Source organism: Pseudonocardia asaccharolytica DSM 44247 = NBRC 16224 (assembly GCF_000423625.1).
GTDB classification, from domain to species: Bacteria; Actinomycetota; Actinomycetes; order Mycobacteriales; family Pseudonocardiaceae; genus Pseudonocardia; species Pseudonocardia asaccharolytica.
In genome coordinates this window covers 276,139-299,085 of sequence record NZ_AUII01000003.1, presented here as the reverse complement: position 1 = coordinate 299,085, position 22,947 = coordinate 276,139, and the positions used below count along the sequence as shown (strand labels likewise).

General features: G+C 74.9%; 20 protein-coding genes and 1 pseudogene. 3 read left to right on the top strand and 18 right to left on the bottom strand.

What is annotated here, in order from left to right; all coding sequences use genetic code 11:
• Positions 1-30: 30 nt before the first annotated feature.
• From tsaE to glmS, 5 genes are all read right to left on the bottom strand, one after another.
• The gene (gene tsaE, locus G567_RS0105615; protein ID WP_084795885.1) at positions 31-492 is read right to left on the bottom strand and encodes a tRNA (adenosine(37)-N6)-threonylcarbamoyltransferase complex ATPase subunit type 1 TsaE; all 462 of its coding nucleotides are present in this window, start codon (positions 490-492) and stop codon (positions 31-33) included.
• Entirely contained in the window at positions 489-1,601 is a 1,113-nt protein-coding gene (locus G567_RS0105610) for an alpha/beta fold hydrolase (protein ID WP_028929214.1), read from the bottom strand. Before G567_RS0105610 ends, tsaE begins: the two co-directional genes overlap by 4 nt.
• The gene (gene alr, locus G567_RS0105605) at positions 1,598-2,749 is read right to left on the bottom strand and encodes an alanine racemase (protein ID WP_028929213.1); all 1,152 of its coding nucleotides are present in this window, start codon (positions 2,747-2,749) and stop codon (positions 1,598-1,600) included. The genes G567_RS0105610 and alr overlap by 4 nt, the downstream gene beginning before the upstream one ends.
• Positions 2,750-2,825: 76 nt before the next feature.
• Positions 2,826-4,292 (bottom strand): bifunctional ADP-dependent NAD(P)H-hydrate dehydratase/NAD(P)H-hydrate epimerase, encoded by a 1,467-nt coding sequence (locus G567_RS0105600; protein ID WP_028929212.1) that lies wholly within the window; start codon positions 4,290-4,292, stop codon positions 2,826-2,828.
• A gap of 24 nt (positions 4,293-4,316) precedes the next feature.
• Complete coding sequence (gene glmS, locus G567_RS0105595) at positions 4,317-6,179, bottom strand: glutamine--fructose-6-phosphate transaminase (isomerizing) (RefSeq protein WP_028929211.1); 1,863 nt, start codon at positions 6,177-6,179, stop codon at positions 4,317-4,319.
• A gap of 49 nt (positions 6,180-6,228) precedes the next feature.
• Between glmS and G567_RS26925 the strand changes: the two genes are divergently transcribed.
• Positions 6,229-7,053: a dienelactone hydrolase family protein gene (locus G567_RS26925; RefSeq protein ID WP_051232325.1), complete on the top strand. Its 825-nt coding sequence runs from the start codon at positions 6,229-6,231 to the stop codon at positions 7,051-7,053.
• Between the two features lie 79 nt (positions 7,054-7,132).
• Here G567_RS26925 and G567_RS0105585 read toward each other — a convergent pair whose 3' ends face one another.
• The 10 genes from G567_RS0105585 to G567_RS0105540 form a co-directional block, all read right to left on the bottom strand.
• The gene (locus G567_RS0105585) at positions 7,133-7,543 is read right to left on the bottom strand and encodes a hypothetical protein (RefSeq protein ID WP_147200877.1); all 411 of its coding nucleotides are present in this window, start codon (positions 7,541-7,543) and stop codon (positions 7,133-7,135) included.
• Positions 7,540-7,845: a hypothetical protein gene (locus tag G567_RS0105580; RefSeq protein WP_028929209.1), complete on the bottom strand. Its 306-nt coding sequence runs from the start codon at positions 7,843-7,845 to the stop codon at positions 7,540-7,542. The genes G567_RS0105585 and G567_RS0105580 overlap by 4 nt, the downstream gene beginning before the upstream one ends.
• 127 nt (positions 7,846-7,972) lie before the next feature.
• A complete protein-coding gene (gene glmM / locus G567_RS0105575; protein ID WP_028929208.1) occupies positions 7,973-9,310 on the bottom strand; it encodes a phosphoglucosamine mutase in 1,338 nt (445 codons plus the stop codon).
• A 10-nt stretch (positions 9,311-9,320) separates the two neighbouring features.
• Entirely contained in the window at positions 9,321-9,908 is a 588-nt protein-coding gene (rpsI, locus tag G567_RS32825) for a 30S ribosomal protein S9 (protein WP_084795900.1), read from the bottom strand.
• Positions 9,909-9,943: 35 nt separating this feature from the next.
• Positions 9,944-10,387 (bottom strand): 50S ribosomal protein L13, encoded by a 444-nt coding sequence (gene rplM, locus G567_RS0105565; RefSeq protein ID WP_028929206.1) that lies wholly within the window; start codon positions 10,385-10,387, stop codon positions 9,944-9,946.
• 203 nt (positions 10,388-10,590) lie between these two features.
• On the bottom strand, positions 10,591-10,878 hold the full coding sequence (locus G567_RS0105560; RefSeq protein ID WP_028929205.1) for a WXG100 family type VII secretion target: 288 nt from the start codon (positions 10,876-10,878) through the stop codon (positions 10,591-10,593).
• A 14-nt stretch (positions 10,879-10,892) separates the two neighbouring features.
• On the bottom strand, positions 10,893-11,204 hold the full coding sequence (locus G567_RS0105555; RefSeq protein ID WP_028929204.1) for a WXG100 family type VII secretion target: 312 nt from the start codon (positions 11,202-11,204) through the stop codon (positions 10,893-10,895).
• A gap of 111 nt (positions 11,205-11,315) precedes the next feature.
• Positions 11,316-11,789 (bottom strand): GNAT family N-acetyltransferase, encoded by a 474-nt coding sequence (locus tag G567_RS0105550; RefSeq protein WP_051232323.1) that lies wholly within the window; start codon positions 11,787-11,789, stop codon positions 11,316-11,318.
• Positions 11,790-11,819: 30 nt separating this feature from the next.
• The gene (locus tag G567_RS0105545; protein ID WP_147200878.1) at positions 11,820-13,085 is read right to left on the bottom strand and encodes a type VII secretion-associated protein; all 1,266 of its coding nucleotides are present in this window, start codon (positions 13,083-13,085) and stop codon (positions 11,820-11,822) included.
• 59 nt (positions 13,086-13,144) lie between these two features.
• Positions 13,145-17,047: a type VII secretion protein EccC gene (locus G567_RS0105540; protein WP_028929201.1), complete on the bottom strand. Its 3,903-nt coding sequence runs from the start codon at positions 17,045-17,047 to the stop codon at positions 13,145-13,147.
• 120 nt (positions 17,048-17,167) lie between these two features.
• On the opposite strand from G567_RS0105540, the gene eccD reads away from it, so the two are divergent.
• Positions 17,168-18,589, top strand: coding sequence for a type VII secretion integral membrane protein EccD (gene eccD, locus G567_RS0105535; RefSeq protein WP_084795884.1), 1,422 nt, complete (start codon positions 17,168-17,170; stop codon positions 18,587-18,589).
• Positions 18,583-19,767, top strand: a pseudogene (gene mycP / locus G567_RS35985) (type VII secretion-associated serine protease mycosin); the annotation flags it as partial. The gene eccD and the pseudogene mycP, both read left to right, overlap by 7 nt.
• Before the next feature lie 19 nt (positions 19,768-19,786).
• On the opposite strand, the gene eccB reads toward mycP, so the two are convergent.
• The 3 genes from eccB to rplQ form a co-directional block, all read right to left on the bottom strand.
• Positions 19,787-21,220, bottom strand: coding sequence for a type VII secretion protein EccB (eccB, locus tag G567_RS0105520; protein ID WP_161631669.1), 1,434 nt, complete (start codon positions 21,218-21,220; stop codon positions 19,787-19,789).
• A 113-nt stretch (positions 21,221-21,333) separates the two neighbouring features.
• On the bottom strand, positions 21,334-22,119 hold the full coding sequence (gene truA, locus G567_RS0105515) for a tRNA pseudouridine(38-40) synthase TruA (protein WP_028929196.1): 786 nt from the start codon (positions 22,117-22,119) through the stop codon (positions 21,334-21,336).
• 83 nt (positions 22,120-22,202) lie between these two features.
• Entirely contained in the window at positions 22,203-22,946 is a 744-nt protein-coding gene (rplQ, locus tag G567_RS0105510; RefSeq protein ID WP_028929195.1) for a 50S ribosomal protein L17, sunset domain variant, read from the bottom strand.
• Position 22,947: the final 1 nt, after the last annotated feature.

Sequence of the window (22,947 nt, the reverse complement as noted above, 5' to 3'; positions counted from 1 at the left end):
CGGGAACCGGTCGGCCGCACCCCGCCCCGGTCACGCCGCCTCCACACGCTCCACCGACGCGACACGGACATCGTCGGGGCGGCGCCACAGCCGCACCAGCACATGCCGTTCGGCGAGCCGCTCGGCGACCCCTTCCCCCCACTCGACGGCGACGACGGCCTCGGACAGCTCGGTATCGAGGTCGAGGTCGTCCAGCTCGTCCGGTCCCCCGAGGCGGTAGGCGTCGACGTGCACCAGCGGCACCCCCGCGCCACCCGGCGACGGCCGATGTTCCCGGGCAATGACGAACGTGGGGGAGGTGACCGGCCCGGTGACCCCCAGTCCCCGCGCCAGGCCCCGGACCAGCACCGTCTTGCCCGCACCCAGCGGCCCCGACAGCACGACGAGATCCCCCGCCCGCAGCTGCGCGGCCAACGCGGCCCCGAGCTCCTCGGTGTCGGACGGTTCGGGGAGCTCGATCTCGGTGTTCCAGACCAGGGTGGTATCGCTCACGCCCGCCTCCGCAGGCGCCGCAGGCGGGGACCGGTCCGCGTCCGGCGCGCGCTGCGGATGATCAGTTCGGTCAGCGCCTCGTCGATCAGGGTGGCGCGCTCGAGCATAGGCATGTGCCCGGTCTCGAGCAGCTGCAGCAGCGTTGCGTCGGGCAGCTCGGCGGCGATCCGCAGGCTGTGGGTGAACGGGATGACCCGGTCGGCGGTGCCGGCCGCGACCAGAACCTCGCAGCTGGCCAGCGCGGGCAGGGCCGCGCTGCGGTCGTGGCTGCCCAGGGTGTCGACGAAGTCGGTCAGCGCGTCGACCGCGTTGCTGCGGATCATCTCGTCGACCAGGTCGACGAGCGCCGGGTCGACCTGGTGGTCGGCGTAGGCGAGGCTGCGGGTGATCGTCCAGATCAGCTCGGCCGCGGCCCGGCGAACGCCCTCGACGAGCTGGGGCTGCGCCCTGGCCAGCAACCCGACGCCGCGGGTCAACGGGTTGTGCCGGGACAGCAGGGTCCCGGGAAGACCCTTGCTCGCGATCTCCCCGGCCGAGGTCGAGATGAACGCCATCCCGGCCACGCGCTCGGTGACCAGGTCCGGATGCTGCTCCGCGAACGCCATCAGCGCCATCCCGCCCATCGAATGTCCGACGAGCACCAGCGGACCATCGGGGACCAGCGTGCGGATGACGGTGTCGATATCGCGGCCCAGCTGTTCGAGCGTGCAGCTGTCCCGGCCCGCGCGCTCGGAGCGGCCGTGGCTGCGCTGGTCGTAGAGGACCAGCCGGACGGCCGGGTCGGCGAGCTCCGCGAGCGCCCGACGCTGGAGCAACCAGGTGCGCCGGTCGAGTGCGAAACCGTGGATGAGCACGACGGTCAGCGCGGGTCGGCGTCCGTTCGCCGGCATGATCTGCTCGCAGGCCAGTCGGACGCCGTCGTCGGCGGTGACCGAGCAGTCCTCCCCCGGCGGCAGGGCACCGAGGACGGCACCGCCCGCCAGCTCGGTGGCGAGCCGGCGCCGCTCGGCCACGTGCTGGGAGCGCCGGTGCGCCGCCATGCTGATCCCGAGGACCGCGCCGGCGGCCCCGCTCGCGACGCCGAGCGCCTGCCATGCCGCGCGCTTCACGGCGGGCCCGCCCCGTCGACCACCGTCCGGCGCACCCGCCCGCGCACGCCCGTGACGATCTCGTAGTGGATCGTGCCGAGCTCAGCGGCCCACTCCTGGGCGGTCGGGGTACCGCCGTCGCCGGGCCCGAAGAGCACCGCGGTCTGCCCCTCGGTCACCGGGTCGTCCCCGCAGTCCACGACGATCTGGTCCATGCACACCCGGCCGACCACCGGCCGCGACCGCCCCGCCAACCACACCCGCATCCGGCCCGCCCGGTTGAGCCTGCGCGGCACCCCGTCGGCGTAGCCGATGGGCAGCAGCGCCAGCGTGGTCTCGTGCGGGGTGGTCCATTCGTGCCCATATGACACTCCTTCGCCGGCCGGCACTCGCTTGACCAGCACGACCCGTGCCCGCAGCGTCATCGCCGGGCGCAACGGACCATCGGCGACGGGCCGGTCGAGCGGGTCGAGGCCGTAGACGGCGATGCCCGGGCGCACCAGGTCGAAGTGCAGGTCGGGCCGGGTCATCGTGGCCGCGGAGTTGGCCAGATGCCGGATCGGGTGCAGACCGCGCTCGCGGACGGCCTGCCAGGCCGCGTTCAGCCGCTCGGCCTGCCGGTCGATCACGAGGTGGTGCGGGGCGTCGGCATGCGCGAGGTGCGACCACACGGCGACCACCTCGCAGGCACCCTCGGCGGCCCCTTTCGCCGCGTCGTCGACGAGATCGGGCCAATCCGCGGGTTGCGCCCCGTTGCGGCTCAGCCCTGTGTCGATCTTGAGGTGCAGCCTGGCCGGGCGGCCTGCCCTTCGCGCGCCGTCGAGCACCGCGGCCAGGTGCGCGCGCGAGGAGACCGAGAGGTCGATGCCGGCGCCCACCGCAGGCGCGAAGTCCTCGTCGGGCAGATGCAGCCAGGACAGCACCGGTGCGGTGATACCCGCCGAACGCAGCGCCATGGCCTCATCGAGGGTGCACACCCCCAGCCAGGCCGCGCCCGCCTCCAGCGCGGCGCGGGCGACGGGCACCGCGCCGTGGCTGTAGCCGTCGGCCTTGACCACGACCATCGCCTGCGCGCCCGACGCGGCCGCCATGCCGGCGAGCAGACCGACGTTGTACCGGATCGCGGCAAGGTCGATCACCGCCTCCGCGCGCGGTCCCGGGGCGGACATTCCTGCATCGGCCACGTCCGCATCATCGCATCCGGCCCCGACGGCCGGTCGGCGCGCGCGGCCGACGCGAGGCAGATCACCCGGCCCGGCGGCGCGCGGGGGCACGCAGCGCCCGGATCGCCGCCGGGATCGCCACCTGGAGCATCGACGCCGGCGCCGGGGCACCCCGGGCGGCCAGCACGGCCGCCCTGCCGTGCAGGAAGGTCGCAGCGCCGCCCGCCCAGCACGGCTCCCGCCCCGCGGCGAGCAGCGCGCCCACGATCCCGGACAGCACGTCACCGGAACCGGCCGTCGCCGCCCACGATTCCGGCGAGGGGTGCACCAGCACCCGTCCGTCCGGCGCCGCGACGACCGTCGCGTTGCCCTTGAGCAGCACCGTGACGTCCAGGTCGGCGGCCGCGCGGCGAGCGGCCCCGATCCGGTCGGTCCCGACGTCGCCGCACAGCCGCGCGAACTCCCGGTCGTGCGGGGTGAGCACCACCGACCTGCCCCGTACGGCGTGGCGAAGGTCCTCGTGCCGGGACAGCAGCGTGATCGCGTCCGCGTCGATGCAGAGCGGGACGCCGCGGTCGATCACCGCAGCCAGCGTGCCGCGGGCGGCCTCGTCGAGGCCGATCCCCGGCCCGACCGCCCAGGACCGGGTCTGCCCGGCCGCATCCAGGGTGTCCGACGCCACGACCTCGGGCCAGCGGGCGCGCACCTCGTCGGCCGCAGGCCCGGCGTAGCGGACCATCCCGCTGGTGGCGAGCACCGCGGCGCCGGTGGTGAGCACCGCCGCGCCCGGGTAGGTCGCCGACCCGGCGGCGACGCCGGCCACGCCCTGGGTGTACTTGTCGTCGGCCGGACCCGGAACCGGCCAGCCCGCGGCCACGTCCGCGGCGTCGAGCACCTGGGCGTGCGGGGCGGGCAGCAACGGGCCGAGCCCGATGTCGACCAACTGCACCGGGCCGCACCGCGGCGCCGCGAGCACGTGCACCGGCTTCAGCGCGCCGAACGTGACGGTCCGCGCCGCCGCGACCGCGGGCCCGTCGACGGCGCCGGTGTCGGGATCGACGCCGCTGGGCAGGTCGACCGCGACGACCGGCACCCCGGCCTCGTCGGCCGCCGCGACGAGGCTCGCGGCGGCCGGGCGCAGCGGCCCCCGCCCCGCGATACCGACGATCCCGTCGACCAGGACGTCCGCCTCGGTCACCGCGCTGCGCGCACCGTCATCGCCCGCCGCCAGCACCCGGCCCCCGGCGCGGCACAGTGCCGCGAGGCCGGCCGGATGGGCCTTGTCCGGGGCGAGCAGCACCGCGGTGACCCCCGCCCCCCGCCGGCGCAGCCCCGCCCCGGCCCACAGCGCGTCACCGCCGTTGTTGCCGGCGCCGACCAGCAGCGCCACCCGCCGCCCGGAGACCCCGCCGGCCCGTTCGGCCAGCATCCGGCGAACGACCACCTCCAGCCCGAATGCCGCGCGCCGCATCAACGCGCCCTCGGGGCTGCGGTCGAGCAGCACCTGCTCGGCCTCGCGGATCTGCAGGGAGGTCCATACGCCCTTCACGGCCCCGACGCTAGCGGGACCGGCCTACTCCACCGTGACGGACTTCGCCAGGTTGCGGGGCCGGTCCACGTCGTACCCGCGGGCTCGGGCGATCTCGGCGGCGATCACCTGCAGCGGGATCGTCGACACCAGGGGCTGCAGCAGCGTCGGCACCGCGGGCACCTCGAACAGGTGCTGCGCGAACGGCCACACCGTCTCGTCGCCCTCCTCGGCGATGACGACCGTGCGCGCGCCGCGGGCCCGGATCTCCTGGATGTTGCTCAGCAGCTTGGCGTGCAGCACGGCGCGCCCCTTGGGCGAGGGCATGACGACGATGACCGGCAGCCCCTCCTCGATCAGCGCGATCGGGCCGTGCTTGAGCTCACCGGCCGCGAACGCCTCGGCGTGCATATAGGCGAGCTCCTTGAGCTTGAGCGCGCCCTCCAGCGCCACCGGGTAACCGACGTGACGACCGAGGAACAGCACCGCCTTGGAGCCCGCGAGTTCGCCGCCCAGTGAGCGGGCCGTCTCCAAGCTCTCCAGGGTGCGCGCCACCGCCTCGGGCATGGCCGCGAGCTCGCGGAACTCGCGGGCCACCTCGTCGGGGTACTTGGTGCCGCGGGCCTGGGCGAGGGCGAGGCCGACGAGGTAGTTCGCGGCGATCTGGGCGGTGAAGGTCTTCGTGGCCGCGACGCCGATCTCGGGGCCCGCGTGGGTGTAGATGACGGCGTCGGACTCGCGCGGGATCTGCGCGCCGTTGGTGTTGCAGATCGCGAGCACCCGGGCCTTCTGGTCCTTGGCGTGCCGGATCGCCTCCAGGGTGTCGGCCGTCTCCCCGGACTGGGAGATCGCGACGACGAGGGTGCAGCGGTCCAGCACGGGATCGCGGTAGCGGAACTCGCTGGCGAGCTCGACCTCGACGGGCAGGCGGGTCCAGTGCTCGATGGCGTACTTGGCCAGCAACCCGGAGTGGTAGGCCGTTCCGCACGCGACGACGAAGACCTTGTCGACGTCACGCAGGTCCTGGTCGGACAGGCGCTGCTCGTCCAGGACGATCCGGTGGTCGACGAAGTGCCCGCGCAGGGTGTTCGCGACCGCGGCAGGCTGCTCCTCGATCTCCTTGAGCATGAAGTACTCGTGGCCGCCTTTCTCGGCGGCCGCGAGATCCCAGGTCACCTCGAACGGCGTGGCCTCGACCGCGTTGCCGGCGAAGTCGGTCACCGAGTAGCCGTCCCGGGTGATCGTGACGATCTGGTCCTGACCCAGCTCGACCGCGTCGCGGGTGAACTCGATGAACGCGGCGACGTCGGAGGCCAGGAACGTCTCCCCCGTCCCGAGGCCCAGCACCAGCGGTGAGGAGCGGCGCGCGGCGACGATCGTGCCGGGATGGTGGGCATGCGTGATCAGCAGGGTGAACGCACCCTCCAACCGGCGCGCGACGGCGCGCACGGCGGCCTTCAGATCGCCTCTCGTGGGCCCGCCCGCGTACGCCAGCGCCACCAGGTGTGCGACGGTCTCGCTGTCCGTGGCGCTGGTCAGCTCGATCCCGGCCGCCTCGATCTCGCTGCGCAGCGGCAGGTAGTTCTCGACGATCCCGTTGTGCACCACGGCCACGTCCCCGGCCGCGCTGCGATGCGGATGTGCGTTGCGGTCGGTCGGGGCGCCGTGCGTGGCCCATCGGGTATGGCCCATGCCGGTGGTACCGGCCAGCCGCTCGCGGCCCACCTCGTCCAGCCGGGCCTCGAGGTTGCCCAGCGGCCCGGCCTTGCGCTCGACCGCCAGCTCGCCCCGGCCGTTCAGCACGGCGACGCCTGCCGAGTCGTACCCGCGGTACTCCAGCCGCCGCAGGCCGGCCAGTACGACCTCCAGCGCAGGGCGATGACCGACGTATCCGACGATGCCGCACATGGCGCCCAGAGTAGGCGGGAGGTGATCGTCGGCGGTACGGTGCTGCGCTGTGACCCGGACCAGCACGTTCACCCGGCCGGAGCCGGTGCGCAAGACCAAGGACGCCCTCGCTCAGCTCTCGCGCCCCGGCCCGAACACGGTGCTACGCGGAGACCTCGGGCTCGTCGGGGTGCCCGGCGTCGTGTTCGCGCCCGCCGAGGGCCTCGGGCTGCCGGCGGTGGCGTTCGGCCACGACTGGCTGCAGCCGCCCGCCCGGTACACCGAGTTGCTGCGCCATCTCGCGTCCTGGGGAATCGTGGTGGCCGCCCCGGCCAGTCACCGCGGTGCGCTGCCGAGCATCGCCCGGTTCTCCGCCGATCTGCGAACCGCCCTGGACACCTGCGCGGGGGTCCGGCTCGGCGAGGGGAAGATCAGCGTCGACTCGCGCCGGATGGCGCTGGCCGGGCACGGTATCGGCGCCGGCGCGGCGCTACTGGCCGCGGCGACGCACCCACGGGTCGCGGCCGTCGTCACGATCGCCCCGGCGCAGACCCGGCCCTCCGCGGTCGAGGCCGCCCGGGCCGTCACGGTGCCGACGCTGCACATCGTGGCGGGCAAGGACACGGTCGCCCCGCCGGCCGGGCACGCCGAGGCGATCTCGATGGCCGTGGGCGGGAGGGTGTGGGTGCGGACGCTGCCCAAGGCAGGCCACACCGCGTTCCTCGAGGGCAGGCACTGGAGCGATCTGCTGCTGGCGACCAAGAAGGACGAGCGCACCCGCCGGATCACCCGGGCACTCGTCACCGCGTTCCTGCTCCACCACCTCTGCGGCGAGGACCGGGTCGCCGAGCTGGTGGACGGCAAGGTTCCCGGCACCGAGCTCACCACCCGCTGACCCCCAACCCCACCTCCGCGAGTCGCGGTATTCCGAGCGCGAGCCGGGGTATTCGCGCGACCGAGTCGCGCCGGCACGCTCACCGCACCGGCACGTCCGGATCGGGCAGCGTCGCGATCCGCATCCCGGACCAGCCGCCCACCCGGCTTCCTTCGGTCCCGCCGAGCCGGATCCCGTCCGGCGCCTGTCCCGGCTGCGTCTCGGTCGGCTCCGCTGCCGCCGACGCGCTGATCTCGGCCGCCGTCCGTCCGGCTGCCCGCGACAGTTCCAGGCCGAGGTCCATCTGTCGTCCGAACTCCCGCTGGATGAACTCGGCCTGGGAGCACCACTCGCGGCCACGCGCGTCGGGCCAGTCCTCGACGACGGCGGTCACCAATCTGCGGATCTCCTGCATTCCGTCGTCGAGGACATCGACGAAATCGTCCAACCACGCTGCGACCTGCTCGAACGCGGCGGCCACCACATCCGGCTCATGCTCCGGAGTGCTCATGGACCCATCTCCCATCCCGCGCGGAGGACCCGGTCACGGATGCGCCGATCGACCTCCTGGGCGTCGGCCGCAGCGATCTGGAGGGCGCAACCGAGATCGACGAGGCGCCCTGCGGCTCGCTCCACCGTCGCCGTCAGCCGTTCCATGTCCGATACGAGAGCGGTCGCCGTCCCGCTCCGGCAACCGACCAGCACATCCGCGGCCTCCGGCGTGGGATGGGTCAGCAACCGCTCAGCGAGCGCGGCCACGCGGGCCGCGTGCTCCCGCAGGCGGTCGCCGTCGAGATGAATGTCTGGCGGCATGGGCCAAGCCTGGCGCAGAGCAGGCGGCTCATGGGGCCGTTCCGGTCAAGTCGCCGGCCCGGACCCCACAACTCGGACGCGGAGCTCCCCGACTCGCGCTCGGAAACCGCGACTCGCGGGGGTCGGGTCAGCGGGTCGCGGCGACGATCTCGGCCAGGCGGGTGGCGATGTGCTCGGCCTGCTCGGCGGTCGCGGCCTCGACCATCACCCGCACCAGCTGCTCGGTCCCCGACGGACGCAACAGCACCCGGCCGGTGTCGCCCAGCTCCGCCTCCGCGGCCGCCACGGCCTCCCGGACGGCATCCGACGACACGGCGGCGGCCCGGTCGACCACCCGTACGTTGCGCAGGATCTGCGGCAGCGGCGTGACCACCGCGGCGAGCTCGGCCAGCGACGAGCCGGTCTGCGCCAGCCGCGCCATCAGCCGCAGCGCGGTGAGCAGCCCGTCCCCGGTGGTGGCGTGCGCGGGCAGCACGACGTGCCCCGACTGCTCACCGCCCAGGCTGTATCCGCCCGCCCGCAGCTCCTCGAGCACGTACCGGTCTCCGACCGCGGTGGTGCGTACCGCGATCCCGGCGGCGCGCATGGCCAGGTGCAGGCCGAGGTTGCTCATGACCGTCGCGACGAGGGTGTCGCCCGCGAGCTCGCCCGCCTCGCGCAGGGCCAACGCCAGGATCGCCATGATCCGGTCGCCGTCGATCTCGTTACCGGCGGCGTCGATGGCCAGGCATCGGTCGGCGTCGCCGTCGTGCGCGATGCCCAGGTCCGCCCCGTGCGCGACGACGGCGTTGCGTAACGGCCCGAGATGCGTCGAGCCGACCCCATCGTTGATATTGATCCCGTTGGGCGTCGCGTGCAGCGCGACGACATCGGCACCGGCCTTGGCGTAGCAGTCCGGCGCCGCAGTCGACGCGGCGCCGTACGCACAGTCGACGACCACCCGTAGCCCCGCCAGCGACTGGGTCGTGCTCGTCAGGAGATGGGCGGTGTACCGGTCGACGGCATCGGCGAGGTCCCGCACTCGGCCGACCCCGGACCCGGTCGGCCGCACGGCAGGCGGCTCCAGCCCGTTCTCGATGGCCAGTTCGACATCGTCGGGCAGCTTGTGCCCGCCGACGGCGAACAACTTGATCCCGTTGTCCGGCATCGAATTGTGTGATGCCGAGATCATCACGCCGAGGTCGGCACCCAGCTCGGCGACGAGGAAGGCGACCGCCGGGGTGGGCAACACCCCGACCCGAACGGCATCCGCGCCGGCGGACGCGAGGCCGGCGACCACCGCGGACTCCAGCATCTCACCGCTCGCCCGCGGGTCCCGTCCCACCACGGCCACCGGACGGCGCGAAGGATCGTGCTCGACGAGGACCCGCGCGGCCGAGGCCGCAACGGCCATGGCGAGCTCCGGTGTGAGGAGCTCGCCATTGGCCAGGCCCCGGACACCGTCGGTTCCGAAGAGGCGACGCATCCGGCGAGGGTCAGCGCTTGCTGTACTGGGGCGCCTTGCGGGCCTTCTTCAGGCCGTACTTCTTTCGCTCGGTGACGCGGGCGTCCCTGGTCAGGAAGCCGGCGCGCTTGAGTGACGGCCGGTCCTCGGAGTCGGCCTCGACCAGCGCCCGCGCGATCGCCAGGCGTAGGGCCCCGGCCTGACCGGACGTACCGCCGCCGGTGAGGTTGGCGAAGATGTCGTAGCGTTCGGTCTTCTCCACGGTGACCAGGGGCTCCCGGACGAGCTGCTGGTGCAGCTTGTTCGGGAAGTAGGTCTCCAGCGACTTGCCGTTGAGCGTGAAGGCGCCGGAGCCGGGGACCAGCCGAACCCGGACCACGGCCTCCTTGCGCCGGCCAACGGTCTGGATGGGCCGGTCCGGAAGGACGCTCGGGGCCTCGGCGACGAACGCCTCATCGGCCGGGTACTCGTAGGACTCCACGGCCTCGCCGGCAACGGCCTCGGTGTCGACGGCCTCGGTGTCGACGGCCTCGGTGTCGACGGCCTCGGTGTCGACGGCCTCAGCGGCGACGGCCTCAGCGGCGACGGCGTCGCCGGCCTCGGGCTCAGGGGTGGTCACGTGCTGTCCCTCTTCGTTGCTCGGGTCGGCGGTCGTCACTGCGCCACCTGGGTGATCTCGAAGGTCTGCGGCTTCTGCGCGGTGTGCGGGTGCGAGGGCCCGGCGTAGACCTTCAGCTTCTTGGCCATCGCACGACCGAGCCGGTTCTTGGGCAGCATGCCCTTGACCGCCTTCTCGACAAGCCGGTCCGGGTGCTTCTCGATCATCTCGCCGACCGAGCGGCGCCGAAGGCCACCGGGGTAACCCGAGTGGCGATAGACGAACTTGTTGTCGCGCTTGTTACCGGACACGGCGATCTTCTCGGCGTTCACGATCACGACGAAGTCGCCCGTGTCCACGTGCGGGGCGTAGGTCGGCTTGTGCTTGCCGCGCAGCAGCGTCGCGGCATGGCTGGCCAGCCGGCCGAGCACCACATCGGTGGCGTCGATCACGTGCCAGGCGCGGGTGATATCGCCGGGTTTGGGGCTGTACGTGGGCACGGACCTACCTCGTCGTTCTCGGCTCGGGATGCCTGTCGTCGCGCGGTGCAGCAGGCCGCATCGGAGCGACCGGAAGATGAGCACGCCACCCGAGAAACCCGTGACAGCCGCAGCTCACCCGCCGCATATCGAGAGCCGAGAGTACCTGCCGCCCCGAATGCGGGTCAAAACGACCCCCCGGACCGGCCGTCGGCCGCCGTCGATCACTGCCAGCGGCGTGCGTTCACCCGCTCGACCTGCTGGTAGTTGTCGTTCGCGGCACCGAGCGCAACACTGATCCGGGTCAGCACGGATGCCAGGTCGGCCGCCGCGGTATCCCACTGTCGCTGCCGGGCCTGATAGTCGGTCGCAGCCTGGCCCTCCCAGGTCGCGGCGAGCGGCGCGAGGAAGCGCTTGAGCTCGTCGAGCCTGCCGAAGATGCGCTGGACAGACGTCGCGACGTTGCTCTGCGCCGCAGCCAGCTCGGCAAAGGTGACCTTGATCTCGGACATGTTCTCCGCTCTCCTCAGCCCAGCGCCGTCCGGATCGACGAGAGGCCACCGGCCTGCTCGTCCTCCTGGCGCTGGTACGCCTGTGCCGATCCCTGGATCGCCTCACCGATCCCGCGAAGCGCCTCGCTGAGCGATCGCGCGTCGGCGTCCCAACGAGCCATCAGCGAGGCGAACGCCGTCGCCGCGTCGCCGCGCCATGCCCCCGCGAGGGGTGCGAGCCTGCCGCGCAGAACCGACAGCTCGGACTGCACGGCGTCGTTCACCTCCAGTACGTGCCGGCCCGCGCGGGCCATCTCCTCGGTGGTCGTCCCGAAGCCACCTGCCATGCCGATCAGCCCCTCGTGTCAGCGTGTCCGTCTCGCGAGCGGGGACACCGTTGCAGGAGGAGACCCGCGGGCGTGGCGGTTCCGACGATCGGGTTCGCGATCGGGAAGCCGCTACCGGAGGTCCTTGCCGAAGCAGACCGTCTGCGGCTGGTGGGCGTAGTAGCCGTACCCGGGGATCCGGTGGTAGCCCTCGCTCGCGTAGAGCCGCAGCGACTCGGGCTGTCGGGTGCCGGTCTCCAGGATGACCCGGCGGTATCCCATGGCCCGAGCGCGGTCCTCGGCCGCCCGCAGCAGGGTGCGTCCCAGGCCCCGGCGACGGTGGTGCCTGCGCACGTACAGCCGTTTGACCTCGGCCGTTGCGGGCGTGTCCGGGACCGCGCGCAGCGCGACCGAGGCCACCGCGTCGTCGTCGCACCAGGCGAGGAGAACGGCCCCGCGCGGCGGGGTGAACTCGGCGGGATCGACGGGCGAGCGGTCCGCATCGCCGTAGCGGACGACGTACTCGTCCTGCACCTCGCCGATCAGTTGCTGGACAACCGGATCGAGGTAGTCATGCCGCCGGATCTCGACAACGTGGGCCGCCACGGGGCGCCATTGCCCCCGTGGCGCGCCGCCTCACGCCGGCCGCACCGAGGCGACGACCGTTGCACACGCCGCATCGACCGCGACCACTCCGGACGGCGTGTGCCGGCACCCGATGCTGAACTGTGCGCCGCCGTCGAACACGACGTACCAGTCGACGACCGTGCCCCGCAGATCCTGCCGATAGACGGCCACGGCGCGGCCGGCGAAGCGGCCGTCCGGGTCGAATCCCGTGAGCCGCTCCCCACCGGCGACCGCCGCGTGGAAGGCGGACCGCAGTTCCGCGCGGGCGCGAGCGGGCTCGGCATCGGCGTCGTAGCCCAGCTCGCTCAGCTCGATCGAGACCAGATCGCTCCCGGCGGGCGCCATGGTCGGGGTGATCAGTGTGCGACGACGTTCGGGAAGCCCGCCGGTATGCGCCCACCCGGCGGGCAGCGCCAGCCGGTAGCCGTACTGGACCAGCTCGCCCGCGGTGTTCGCGAGGTGCCGGCCGGGGACCAGCGCTGCGCCGGCGCCGAGGAGCGCGATGAGGCCCACCGCGACGCCCAGCGCGGCCCGCCGGACGCGGTGCCGGCGCGGGGGGATCGGCGGCAGGAGCGGGGGGCCCGGGGAAACTCCGACTCGGTCGCAGGAATACCCCGACTCGGTCGCGGAAACACCGCGACTCGCAGAAGGACGGGGGCTGGAGGGGAGAGGGGTCAGGGCGCCGAGGACCGCGGCGACGTCGGGCACCGGCGGCACCCGCACCGGCCCCACGCCCGCCGCGTCGAACAGCTCGGCCAGCAGCGGGGTGCGGGCCAGCCCGCCGACCAGCACCACCTCCGCGACCCCGCCGCCGGCGAGCTCGGCGACCTCGGCGGCGGCATCGACGATCAGGGACATCGGCTCGGCCAGCGCCCGGCGCAGCGTGCCGGCGTCGAGCCGGACCCCGCCGTCGGCCGTCACCGCGGGCAGCAGCGAGAGGCCCTCGCGGACGCGGCGCGCCTCCTCGAGCGAGGCACCGCTCAACAGCTCACGCGCGACCGTGTCGCAGCGGGCCCCACCCACGTCGACGGTCCGGGTCGGGCCCACGCCGTCCGGCCCGACAAGCGTCACCTCGGTGCCGGAGACCCCGCCGTCGATCACGATCCGCGGCAACCCACCGCCGACCGCGACCGCGACCGGCACCCCCGCCGCGCCCACGACCACCGGCTCGGGCCGGCGGTCGGCGAACAGCACCCCGAGCACGTCGTCGACGTCGCACCGGCCCGGCAGCCGGGCGAGCAGCCGGGGCTCGCCACCGGGATCGACCACGGCCACCCGCGTCGCACCCGTCCCGGGATGCACCGCGACCCGGGACGGGCACTGCGGAGAGCCGATCACGGCGCGTCGCCGGGGTCGGGCAGCCAGGCGAGCTGCACCCGGCGCGGGCCGCGCCTGCGGTCGACGAGGACGGCCCGTCCCGGCGGCATCGGAGCCGGCTTCACCGACTCGACCAGTGCGCCCTCGTCCGGGCTGCCGTTCATCACCAGGCCCGGAGCGGCGAGCTCGCGCAACCGGCTGAGCAGCGGGTCGTACAGCGCGCGCCCGGCGCCGCCGCAGCGCCGGGTCACCACCAGATGCAGCCCGACGTCCTTGGCCTGCGGGAGGAACTCGACCAGCGGCAGCAGCGGGTTCGCCACAGTGGCGCCGATCGGGGCGACCAGGTCGTAGTCGTCGACGAGTACGAACACCTCCGGCCCGGACCACCAGCTGCGCTCCCGCAGCTGCCGCGCTGTCACATCGGGCCCCGGCAACCTGCGGCGCAGCGACTCGGCCACCTCGCGCAGCGCCGTCGCCGCGGCCTCGGCGGTGCTGGCGTGGCCGATCAGATGGGACGGCGCGACGGCCCCGAACAACCCGCGCCGGTAGTCGACGAGCACGACCCGCGCCTGTTCGGGGGTGAACCGGTCGGTGATCCCCCGGGCGAGCAGCCGCAGCAGGTTGGTCTTCCCGCTCTCGGCGTCGGCGAAGCAGAACAGGTGCGGTTCGGCGGCGAAGTCGAGCTCGACGAGCGCCAGCCGGTCCTCGTCGACGCCGAGCGGGACCCGCGTGGGGTCCCCCGGTGCAAGCGCCACATGCTCCAGCCGGGTCGGCAGCAGCCGCACCGGCGCGACCGGGGGGCCCGACCAGGAGCGGGCGATGGCCTCGACCAACGATGGGGTGTCGGCGTGCTCGCCGCAGCGCGGCGCGGCAAGGACCATCGGGGCCCCGTCGGCGGCCAGTCCGTGCCCGGGCCGGGCCGGCACCCCGGCCGCCTTGCGCCGCTCCGCCTCCGACTCCGACGGCTCCCCCAGCCGCAGCTCCAGTCGCGTTCCGAGCAGGTCCTTGAGCGCCGGACGCAGCTCGGTCCAGCGACTCGCCGACAGCGCCAGGTGCACGCCGTAACCCAGCCCCTGGGTGGCCAGCGGCAGGAGCCGGGCCTCCAGGTCCTCGAACTCCGCGCGCAGCGTCAGATAGCCGTCGAGCACGAGCAGCAGATCGGTGGCCGGCTCCCCGGCGAACTCCCCGCGCGCCCGACGCGTCCGAAACTCCTCGACGGCGCCGAGACCGGCGTCGCGGAACAGCCGTTCCCGGCGGGTCAGCACGGCGTTGACCTCGGCGAGGGTGCGCCGGACGAGGTCGGGCTGCTGGCGATCCGCGACGGTGCCGACATGCGGCAGCCCGGCGAGCGCCGCGAGCCCGCCACCGCCGAAGTCCAGGACGTGCACGCCCAGCTCCGCGGGGGTGTGGGTGAGCGCGAGGCCGAGCACCAGGGCGCGCAGGGCCGTCGACTTGCCCGATCGCGGGCCCCCGACGACCACGAGATGCCCGGCCGCCCCGGAGAGGTCGGCGACGAGCGGATCCCGGCGCTGCTGGTAGGGCCGGTCGATCAGGCCGATCGGCACCTGGAGCGTCCCGACCGGTCCGCCCACGCTCAGCCCCCGACCGGCCGTCGGGGTGATCGGGCCGAGTAGCTCGTCCAGGGGCGGCGGGACGTCCAGTGGCGGCATCCACACCCGGTGCGCGGCCGGGCCGCGTCCCCGCAGCGCATCCAGCATCCCGTCCAGGACGGTCGGCGCGGTATCGCCCGGCGCGGCCAGTGCGCTGCCCGTGGACGGCGCGCGCACCCGCCCGGCCCGGAACGGCAACGCTCGCGGCTGCCCCGACGGTCCCGGCCCCGTGGATCCCGCGGGCGGGCCGGAGACGTAGGCGCCGCGGAAGCGCACCAGCTCCCCGGTGCCGGTCGCCAGGAACGCCGAGCCGGGGGCCGGTGGGAGCTGGTGGGCGTCGGGCACGCCGAGCACCGCACGCGACTCCGCGGCGGAGAAGGTGCGCAACGCGATCCGGTAGGACAGATGGGATTCCAGACCGCGCAGCCTGCCCTCGTCGAGGCGCTGCGAGGCCAGCAGCAGGTGCAGCCCGAGCGAGCGGCCCAGCCGACCGATCGTGACGAGCAGATCGATCAGCTCGGGGCGCTGGGCGAGCAGCTCGGAGAACTCGTCGACGACGACGAGCAGCGCGGGCAGCGGCGGCAGATCCGCGCCGGCCCGCCGGGCGGCCGCGTACCCGGTGACGTCGGTCAGGTTCCCCGCCGCCCGCAGCAGCTCCTGGCGCCGGGTGATCTCGCCGGCCAGCGCGTCGGCCATCCGGTCGACGAGGGTGAGCTCGTCGACCAGGTTGGTGATCACCGCGGAGACATGGGGCAGCTCGGCGAAACCGAGGAACGTGGCGCCGCCCTTGAAGTCGACGAGCACCAGGTTGAGATCGGCCGGGGAATGCGTGGCGGCGAGCCCGAGCACGAGAGTCCGCAACAGTTCGCTCTTGCCCGAGCCCGTCGCGCCGACGCACAGCCCGTGCGGACCGCTGCCGCCGTGCGCCGACTCCTTGAGATCCAGCGCCACCGGCTGTCCCCGCTCGTCGACGCCGATCGGCACCCGCAGCCGGTCGGCCTCGGCCTTCCCCCAGCGCTCCCGCAGCTCCTCGACCGCCGCGGGACCGGGCCGCTCGGCGATCCCGAGCAGGGCGGGCAACCCGGTGGGCCCGGCCGCGGTGTCCTCGTCGCCGGACGCGGCGCCCGCCGGGCGGTACCGGGCGAGCCTGCGGGCGAGGGCGCGCGCCTCGGCGACCGACAGCGCGTCGGGGCGTCCGATCTCGGCGCCCACGGGGTCGTTGCGGTTCAACCGGGCGAGCCGGGCCGGGCCCACCGCCAGCCGCACGACCGACGGCGCGGGCCGTCGCCCGGGTGGGGCGCCGACGCGCAGCACGGTCACCCCGGCCACGCCGGCCCATGGCCCCGGGGTCGCCGCCATCCCGTCGACGACGACGAGCAGGTGCGGTTCGCCCTCGCCGGGCCCCGGCGGACGCCCGGCGAGCTCGGTGATCCACCAGCGGCGCAGCTCGTCGGCGTCGGCGGTGAACATCCGCAGCGGTCCGATGGCGTCGCGCAGCCGGGGATGCGCGACGTGTGGAAGCCATTTCGCCCACTCCCACGCCGCCGCCAGCGACGGCGGGGCGACGACCGCCAGCAGCGCGTCGGTCGGGCTGTGCCACAGCGCGTACTGCGCGACCATTGCCCTGGCCAGCCCGCGAGCCGGCGCCAGCTCGTGGTCCGCGGGCTCCAGCCACACCGTCGAGCTGTGCCGCACCGACACCGCGACGGGCAGCTCGGCCACCACGGAATGGCCGGTCAGGAACCGGCGCAGGGCCAGGGCGGTGACCGGCTCGACCCCCTCGACCGGCCCCGTCTGCGGCGCGATCAGCCGGGTCGCGAGCCGCTGGGTGCCGCATCCGATGCGCAGCCGGCCAAAGTCGACGTCGGCGGTGCGTCGTTCCCACAGCCTGCCCGCGGCGAGCACCGAGGGCCACGCCGCGGGCTCGGGGTGCCCGTTCTCCAGCGCGCCGCGCTGCGCCGCGGCGATCTCGCGCATCCGGCGGCGCATCGAACCGAGGTAGCGCAGGTAGTCGCGGCGGTCCTCGTCGATCCCGGCGGCCCGCTGTCCGCCGCCGCGCCCGCCGCCGGTGAGCATCATGCCGAGCGTCGAGATCACGAACATCCCGCCGAACAGCCACGACGTCGGGTTGCCGGGCCCGAGGACGGCGACGAAGCCGATCGACGCCGCGATCATCACCACCGGGAGCAACCGGCTCAGCACCCCGGCCGGGATGACGCGCTCGGGCTCCGGCGGCGGCTCCAGCGCCAGCTCGCCGCCCGGCATCGGCAGCGGTCGGCGGCGCGGCCGCGTCACCCCCACAGTGCGCATCGCGACCCTCCCGCTGTCGGCGACGAGTTGTCCGGAACGGCCCTTCCCGGGGACAGGGCGTGGCGATACTAGGCATCCGGTGCGGCCCACGGGGCCGTTTGGCGCAACCGAGAGGCACCCGTGCAGCCGAACTCGTCGACGTTCTGCCGGGTCAGTGTGCTGGCTCCACGCTCCCGCGTGGATCTCGCGCTGCCCGCCGACGTCCCCCTCGCCGAGCTCGTGCCGATGGTGCTCGAACTGCTCGGCGAGCCCGCGCGCACCGGGCCCGGACGGCGGCCGGTGCCGTGGCGGCTCAGCGGACCGGCGGGCGGACCTCTGCCGCCCGACGCGACCCTGGCCGACCTCGGGATCCTCGACGGCGAGCTGCTGCGGATCGGCCCGGACACCCCGCCGCCGCCCGCGCCAGTCTTCGACGATCCCGCCGAGGCGCTGGCCGCCGCCGTGCACGACCACACTGCCGTGCACGACCACACTGCCGTGCACGACCACACGGCCGTGCACGACCACCCGCGGGCGAGCCAGGCGCGCGGGCTCGGCCCGGCCGCGGTGGTGCTGCTGGCCGGTGTCGCGGCGGTCCTGCTGGCCGGAATCCGCGCCTCGGGGGCGCGACCGTGGCTGGTCGCGCTCGCCGTCGTCGGCGGCGCGTTCGCCGCGGTCGCGGCGGTGCTGCACGCCGCCCGGCTCAGTGAGGGGCACGACCGGGTCGCCGCGCTCACCGCGGTGCTGGCCGCGGTCCCGCTCGCCGCGGCGGCGGGGTGGGCGACGCTACCCGGGCCACCGGGACCCACCCAGGCGCTCCTGGCCACCGTCGCGGCTGGCACCGTCGCGGCCGCGGGTCAGCTGGCCGTGCGGGTGGTGGCGCCGCTGCTGGTCGGGCTGGTGGTCGCGGCGGTGGCAGCCGGGATCGGGGCGCTGGCCCTGCTCCGGACCGGCGGTTCCCCGGGGGCGGTGGGCAGCGGAGTGACGGCGGCGGCGCTGGCGGCCGGGCCGCTGCTGCCCAGGTGCGCGCTGCGGCTGGCCGGGATACCGCGGCCGCAGGTGCCCACCGACGCGAGCGAGCTCGTGGCCGCCGACCGCGGGCCAGACCTGCTTCCTGCCGAGCTCGCCGAACGCGCCGACCTGGCCCGCGGCTACCTCGCAGGCCTTGTCGGCGGCGGCGCCGCGGCCGCGGCGGTGGGCGCGTGGCTGGCCGGCCGGATGCCCGGGTGGGTCGGCCCGGCCTTCGCGGCGGTGACGGCCACGGTGCTGCTGTTGCGCTCCCGCGGGTTCGCCGACCCGGCGACGGCCCGCGCCCTGCTGATCGGCGGCGCCGCCGCGGGTCTCGGGCTGGTGCCGCTCGCGTTCACGACCGGCCCCGGGGTCCGGGTCGGGCTCGGGCTGGCGCTGCTGGCCGCCGCGGCCGCGATGGTCTCCGCCCGGGGCCGGGCCTGGTCGCCGGTCACCCGCCGCGCCGCGGACCTGCTGGAGGTGGGACTCCTCGTCGTCGCGATCCCGCTGGCGGCCGGGGCGGCCGGGCTCTACGGGCTGGTGCGCGGATGGTGAGCGCGGCGCTGCTGGTGGCGCTCGCCATGGTGGTCGTCCCGGCTCCCCCACCGCCCCCGGGGAGTGGCGTGCCCGGGCCGACCGCCGGGCTCCAGGCACCGGACAGCTGCGCTCCGCCGGAGGGGGCCGGAAGCCCCGGGCCGGTCGTCGACGTCGCCGCGGCGGGCCTGCGGCTCGATACCGTGCACCGGCTGGCCACCGGGGCGGGCCAGCGCATCGCCGTGATCGACACCGGGGTCAGCCCGCACCCGCGACTGGCGGGGCGGCTGACCGGGATCGGGGACTATCTGCAGGGTGGCGACGGCCTCGACGACTGCGACGGCCACGGCACCGCCGTCGCGGGCCTGCTCGCCGCCGCACCGGACGACGCCGACGGCTTCACCGGCATCGCCCCCGCCGCACGGGTCCTGTCGATCCGCCAGTCCAGCACCGTGCTCACCGTCCGCGGTCCCGACGGCGCGGCACAACCAGGCGGCGACACCGACACCCTGGCCGACGCGGTCGTGCTCGCCGTGCGGCGGGATGCGACGGTCGTCAACATCTCCGGGGCGGTCTGCCTGCCCCCGGCTCGGGCGGCGAGCGCCGGGGCCAGGTTGCGGGCCGCGCTGCGCTACGCCGCCGACTCCGATGTCGTGGTGGTCGCCGCGGCGGGCAATATCGGCACCGGCGGCTGCGGTGCGGCCGGTCTGGTGTCGCTGCCCGGATGGTTGGGCGACGACCTGCTCACGGTGGCCGCCGTGGAGCCGGGTGGGTCGCCGTCGGAGATCAGCCTGCACGGTCCGTGGGTCGATGTCGCGGCGCCGGGCACGAGGCTGCGTTCGCTGGCGGCCGGTGGCGGGTTCACCGGCGCGGACCTGCGCGGAACGAGTTTCGCCGTCCCGTGGGTGGCCGGCACCGCCGCGCTGGTGCGGCAGCGGTTCCCGCGGTTGTCCGCCCGACAGGTGGCCGACCGGATCATCGCGACCGCACGCAGATCCGCCGCCGGGCTGAACGAGGCCGTCGGACACGGTGTGGTCGACCCGCTGGCTGCGCTCACCGCGGAGCCACTCGTCCCGACCGGCGCGGATCGCCCAGCCGAGCCCCCGGCCCGTCCCACGGCCGCGCTGCCCGGGGCCGGAGGGAACCCACCCACCGACACCGATCCGGCATCGCCGGCGGTCCTGGTCGCGGCCATCCTGCTCGGCGGCGCGGCGATCATCACGGCGCGGCTCGGGGGATGGCGGATGTCCCCACGTCGACCACCCGCGCCGCGGCCGCCAGGTCCAGCGCCGGCCCCGTCGGGAGCAGCCGCAGCGCCGCCTCGGGGGCCGGTTCAGCGCCGTTGATGCCGAGCGCGGCGGCCGAGGGGTGATCCGCCACCCCGTAGCCGACGCCGGTCGCGGAGATGAGCCACAGGCTCCCCGTCCCGGACGGCTGCCCGGGTGCGGTCGAGCGGACCGGTCCACCGCCACCGGGTCCGAGGACGACCGCGTCCACCCGATCGCCGGGGCCGTCGGCCTGCGCGAGATCGATCACCACGGCCTGGTCCGGCGCCGGAATCCGATCCCCGAGCTGCACCGACGTGGCCTCTGGGGTCCATGTCCAGCACACCACCGGCGCATCGGCGGGCTCGGCCCAGCGGGTGGGCGGGGCAGGCCATCCGGCTACATCGAGGGTGTCGACGAGCGGGACGGACGCCACGAGCCCCGTCCCGACTTCGACGGGCTCGCGGCCGGTGGTCGCCGCGAGCACCTGCGCGGCCAGCGCCGGGACCTCCTGCAGCCCATCGGGCAGCACCACGTAGTAGCGCCCGGGGGCACCGATCGGGGTGACCGTGAGGACGTCGCCGACCCGGCCGGGCACTCCCGCGGGTCCGCGTCCGGCCGGTAGCTCGGGCGTGACCAGCGGCAATCCCTCCGGGATGCCGGACACCATCCCGGAGCTGGCCGGCCGGGCGCTGCGGCCGGCCAGTCCGAGCGCGGCGAGAACCGGACGGTCGGACAGGCCGATGCGGTGCCGGTGCCCCTCGATCACCGCGTAGGTGCCCCCGTCTGGCACGGCGAGCAGCACGCCCACGCCGGGGGTCGGCTCGGTGGCCGCCGCCCCCGCGACGACCGTCGTTCCGGCCGGCCGGGGTCGGCCGGCCGTGGTGGTGCGGTCGCAGACCGACCAGCGCGGGGGGATTCCCGGCCCGTCCGGATGCACCGCGACCGCGCCGGCGATCGCCGCGGTGGGCGTGCGCGGCACCGGGGCGAGATCCTCGTCGCGGACGACGACCGGGACCGCCGTCGCGCCGCCCCCGTTCCCGAGAGCGGCGAGCACGAGCCGTCCCGCGGCCAGGTTCGCGACCGGGACGAGCCGGTCCGGGTCGTGCGCGACGACGTACATCGATCCCGAACGGTCGCCGACGACGAGCAGCTGGCGTGTCCAGTCCGGACGCGGGGCGATCAGCGCGTAGATCGCGACGCCACCGAGCGCGAGCAGCGCGACCAGAACCCCGGCGAACGCGGCCCGGCGCTGGGAGCGGATCTGCTCGTGCAGCGGGACGGGATCCCCGCTGACGAGCGCGGACTCGAGCCGGCGCAGCCCGTAGCGGTAGGCATCGGCATGGTCGCGGGTCACCGGGGCCCGGGTCACGGCGGCGCGGGGCACGAGCCCGGACGCTAGCCGGGCGGGCACCCGCCCGCGGCCGGTTCATCAAAATGCAGCCGCCGTGAGTACAGCCCCCTGTGAGTGCGTAACAGTGTTAGAACACTGTTACGCACTCACAGGGGGCTCCGACGCATATTGCGGGTCACGGCGGCGCGGGCGGCGAGCTCGTCGTCGGGCGGGTAATCCACCCCGACCAGCGTGAGCCCGTGCGGCGGGGCGACCGCGACGTCGCTCACCCGCTCGCCGCGGGTCAGCAACGCCACGGCCCACTCGGCCTCCCGGCGGTCCCGCCCGACGTCGAGCAAGGCGCCGACCAGGCTGCGCACCATCGAATGGCAGAACGCGTCGGCCGACACCGCGGCAACGACCACCCCATCGGCACCGCGGGTCCAGCTCAGCCGCTGCAGGTGCCGGACGGTGGTGGCTCCCTCGCGACGCTTGCAGAAGGCGGCGAAGTCGTGCTCACCCAACAGCCCGGCCGACGCGGCGTTGACGGCGTCGAGGTCGAGCGGATGCGGCCAGGAGAGCGTGTCGCGGGCCCGCAGCGGCTCGGCGCCGTACGGGGTTGTGGCCACGCGGTAGCGGTAGTGCCTGCGCAACGCGGAGAAGCGCGCGTCGAACTCCGTGGGCACCGGCGTCACCGCACGCACCCGGACGTCCGGCGGCAGCAGCCGCGCGAGCCTGCGGACCATCCACTCCGGGTTCAGATCGGAGGGCAGATCGGCGTGCGCCACCTGCCCGCGGGCGTGCACGCCCGCGTCCGTGCGACCGGCGACGGTGAGCGCCACCGGCACCCGCAGCACGGTCACCAGCGCGCCGGTGAGCGCCCCGCAGACGGTGCGGCGCCCCGGCTGCACCGCCCACCCGGAGAAGTCGGTGCCGTCGTAGGCGACGTCCAGCCGAAACCGCCTGTGGGGCCTGGCAACAGCACCGAGCCCGCCGTCCGGGTGGGCGGCGGGCTCGGCGGTGTCGTGCGGGTGGGTCAGGACCCGTCCTCCGGAGCGGAGGACTCCTGCTGCGCGGCCGGCAGCGAGAACCCGGCGGCCTCGGCGGCCTCGGCGGTGGCGAACCAGACCTCGGCCACGGTGCGGTCGTAGTGCCCCGAACCGGGGACGTGGTACAGCTTCGAATCCTCGTTGCCCTTGATCGGGAAGCCCTCCGGGGCCTCCGCGGCGTCGGCCAGCGGAGCGTGGCTGCCCTCGCCGTAGGGCGCCTCATCGGTGGAGGCGGACTCCTCCGCCTCGCTCGCCGAATCGCTCGCCGGGGCCTCCGCGGCGGCCGGCTGCGGTGTCGCCGCCTCGGTCGGGGCCTGCGCGGCCGCCTGGGAGGCGGCGACCCTGCGGGCCCGCTCGGCCTCGTCGGTGACCGTCTTCTGCGAGACGAGCTCGATCACGGCCATCGGCGCGTTGTCGCCCTGACGCGGCAGCGTCTTGGTGATCCGCGTGTAGCCGCCCTGCCGGTCGGCGAAGAACGGACCGATCTCGGCCATCAGCCGGTGCACGACGTCCTTGTCCCGGATCACCTTCTGGATCTCCCGGCGGTTGTGCAGGTCGCCGCGCTTGGCCTTGGTGATCAGGCGCTCGGCGTAGGGGCGCAGCCGCCGCGCCTTGGCCTCGGTCGTCGTGATCCGGCCGTGCTCGAACAGCGAGGTCGCCAGGTTCGCCAGCATCAGCCGCTGGTGGGCGGGCGATCCGCCGAGACGGCGCCCCTTGGTGGGCTGTGGCATG

Bases quoted from the DNA above. Each gene is read 5' to 3' on its own strand.
- glmS (WP_028929211.1), bottom strand. From the start codon at position 6,179: ATGTGCGGCATCGTCGGATACGTCGGTCATCGCCCTGCGCTGGAGGTC.
- G567_RS0105585 (WP_147200877.1), bottom strand. From the start codon at position 7,543: ATGAGCACTCCGGAGCATGAGCCGGATGTGGTGGCCGCCGCGTTCGAG.
- G567_RS0105580 (WP_028929209.1), bottom strand. From the start codon at position 7,845: ATGCCGCCAGACATTCATCTCGACGGCGACCGCCTGCGGGAGCACGCG.
- alr (WP_028929213.1), bottom strand. From the start codon at position 2,749: ATGTCCGCCCCGGGACCGCGCGCGGAGGCGGTGATCGACCTTGCCGCG.
- glmM (WP_028929208.1), bottom strand. From the start codon at position 9,310: ATGCGTCGCCTCTTCGGAACCGACGGTGTCCGGGGCCTGGCCAATGGC.
- rplQ (WP_028929195.1), bottom strand. From the start codon at position 22,946: ATGCCACAGCCCACCAAGGGGCGCCGTCTCGGCGGATCGCCCGCCCAC.
- G567_RS0105560 (WP_028929205.1), bottom strand. From the start codon at position 10,878: ATGTCCGAGATCAAGGTCACCTTTGCCGAGCTGGCTGCGGCGCAGAGC.
- G567_RS0105540 (WP_028929201.1), bottom strand. From the start codon at position 17,047: ATGCGCACTGTGGGGGTGACGCGGCCGCGCCGCCGACCGCTGCCGATG.
- G567_RS0105555 (WP_028929204.1), bottom strand. From the start codon at position 11,204: ATGGCAGGTGGCTTCGGGACGACCACCGAGGAGATGGCCCGCGCGGGC.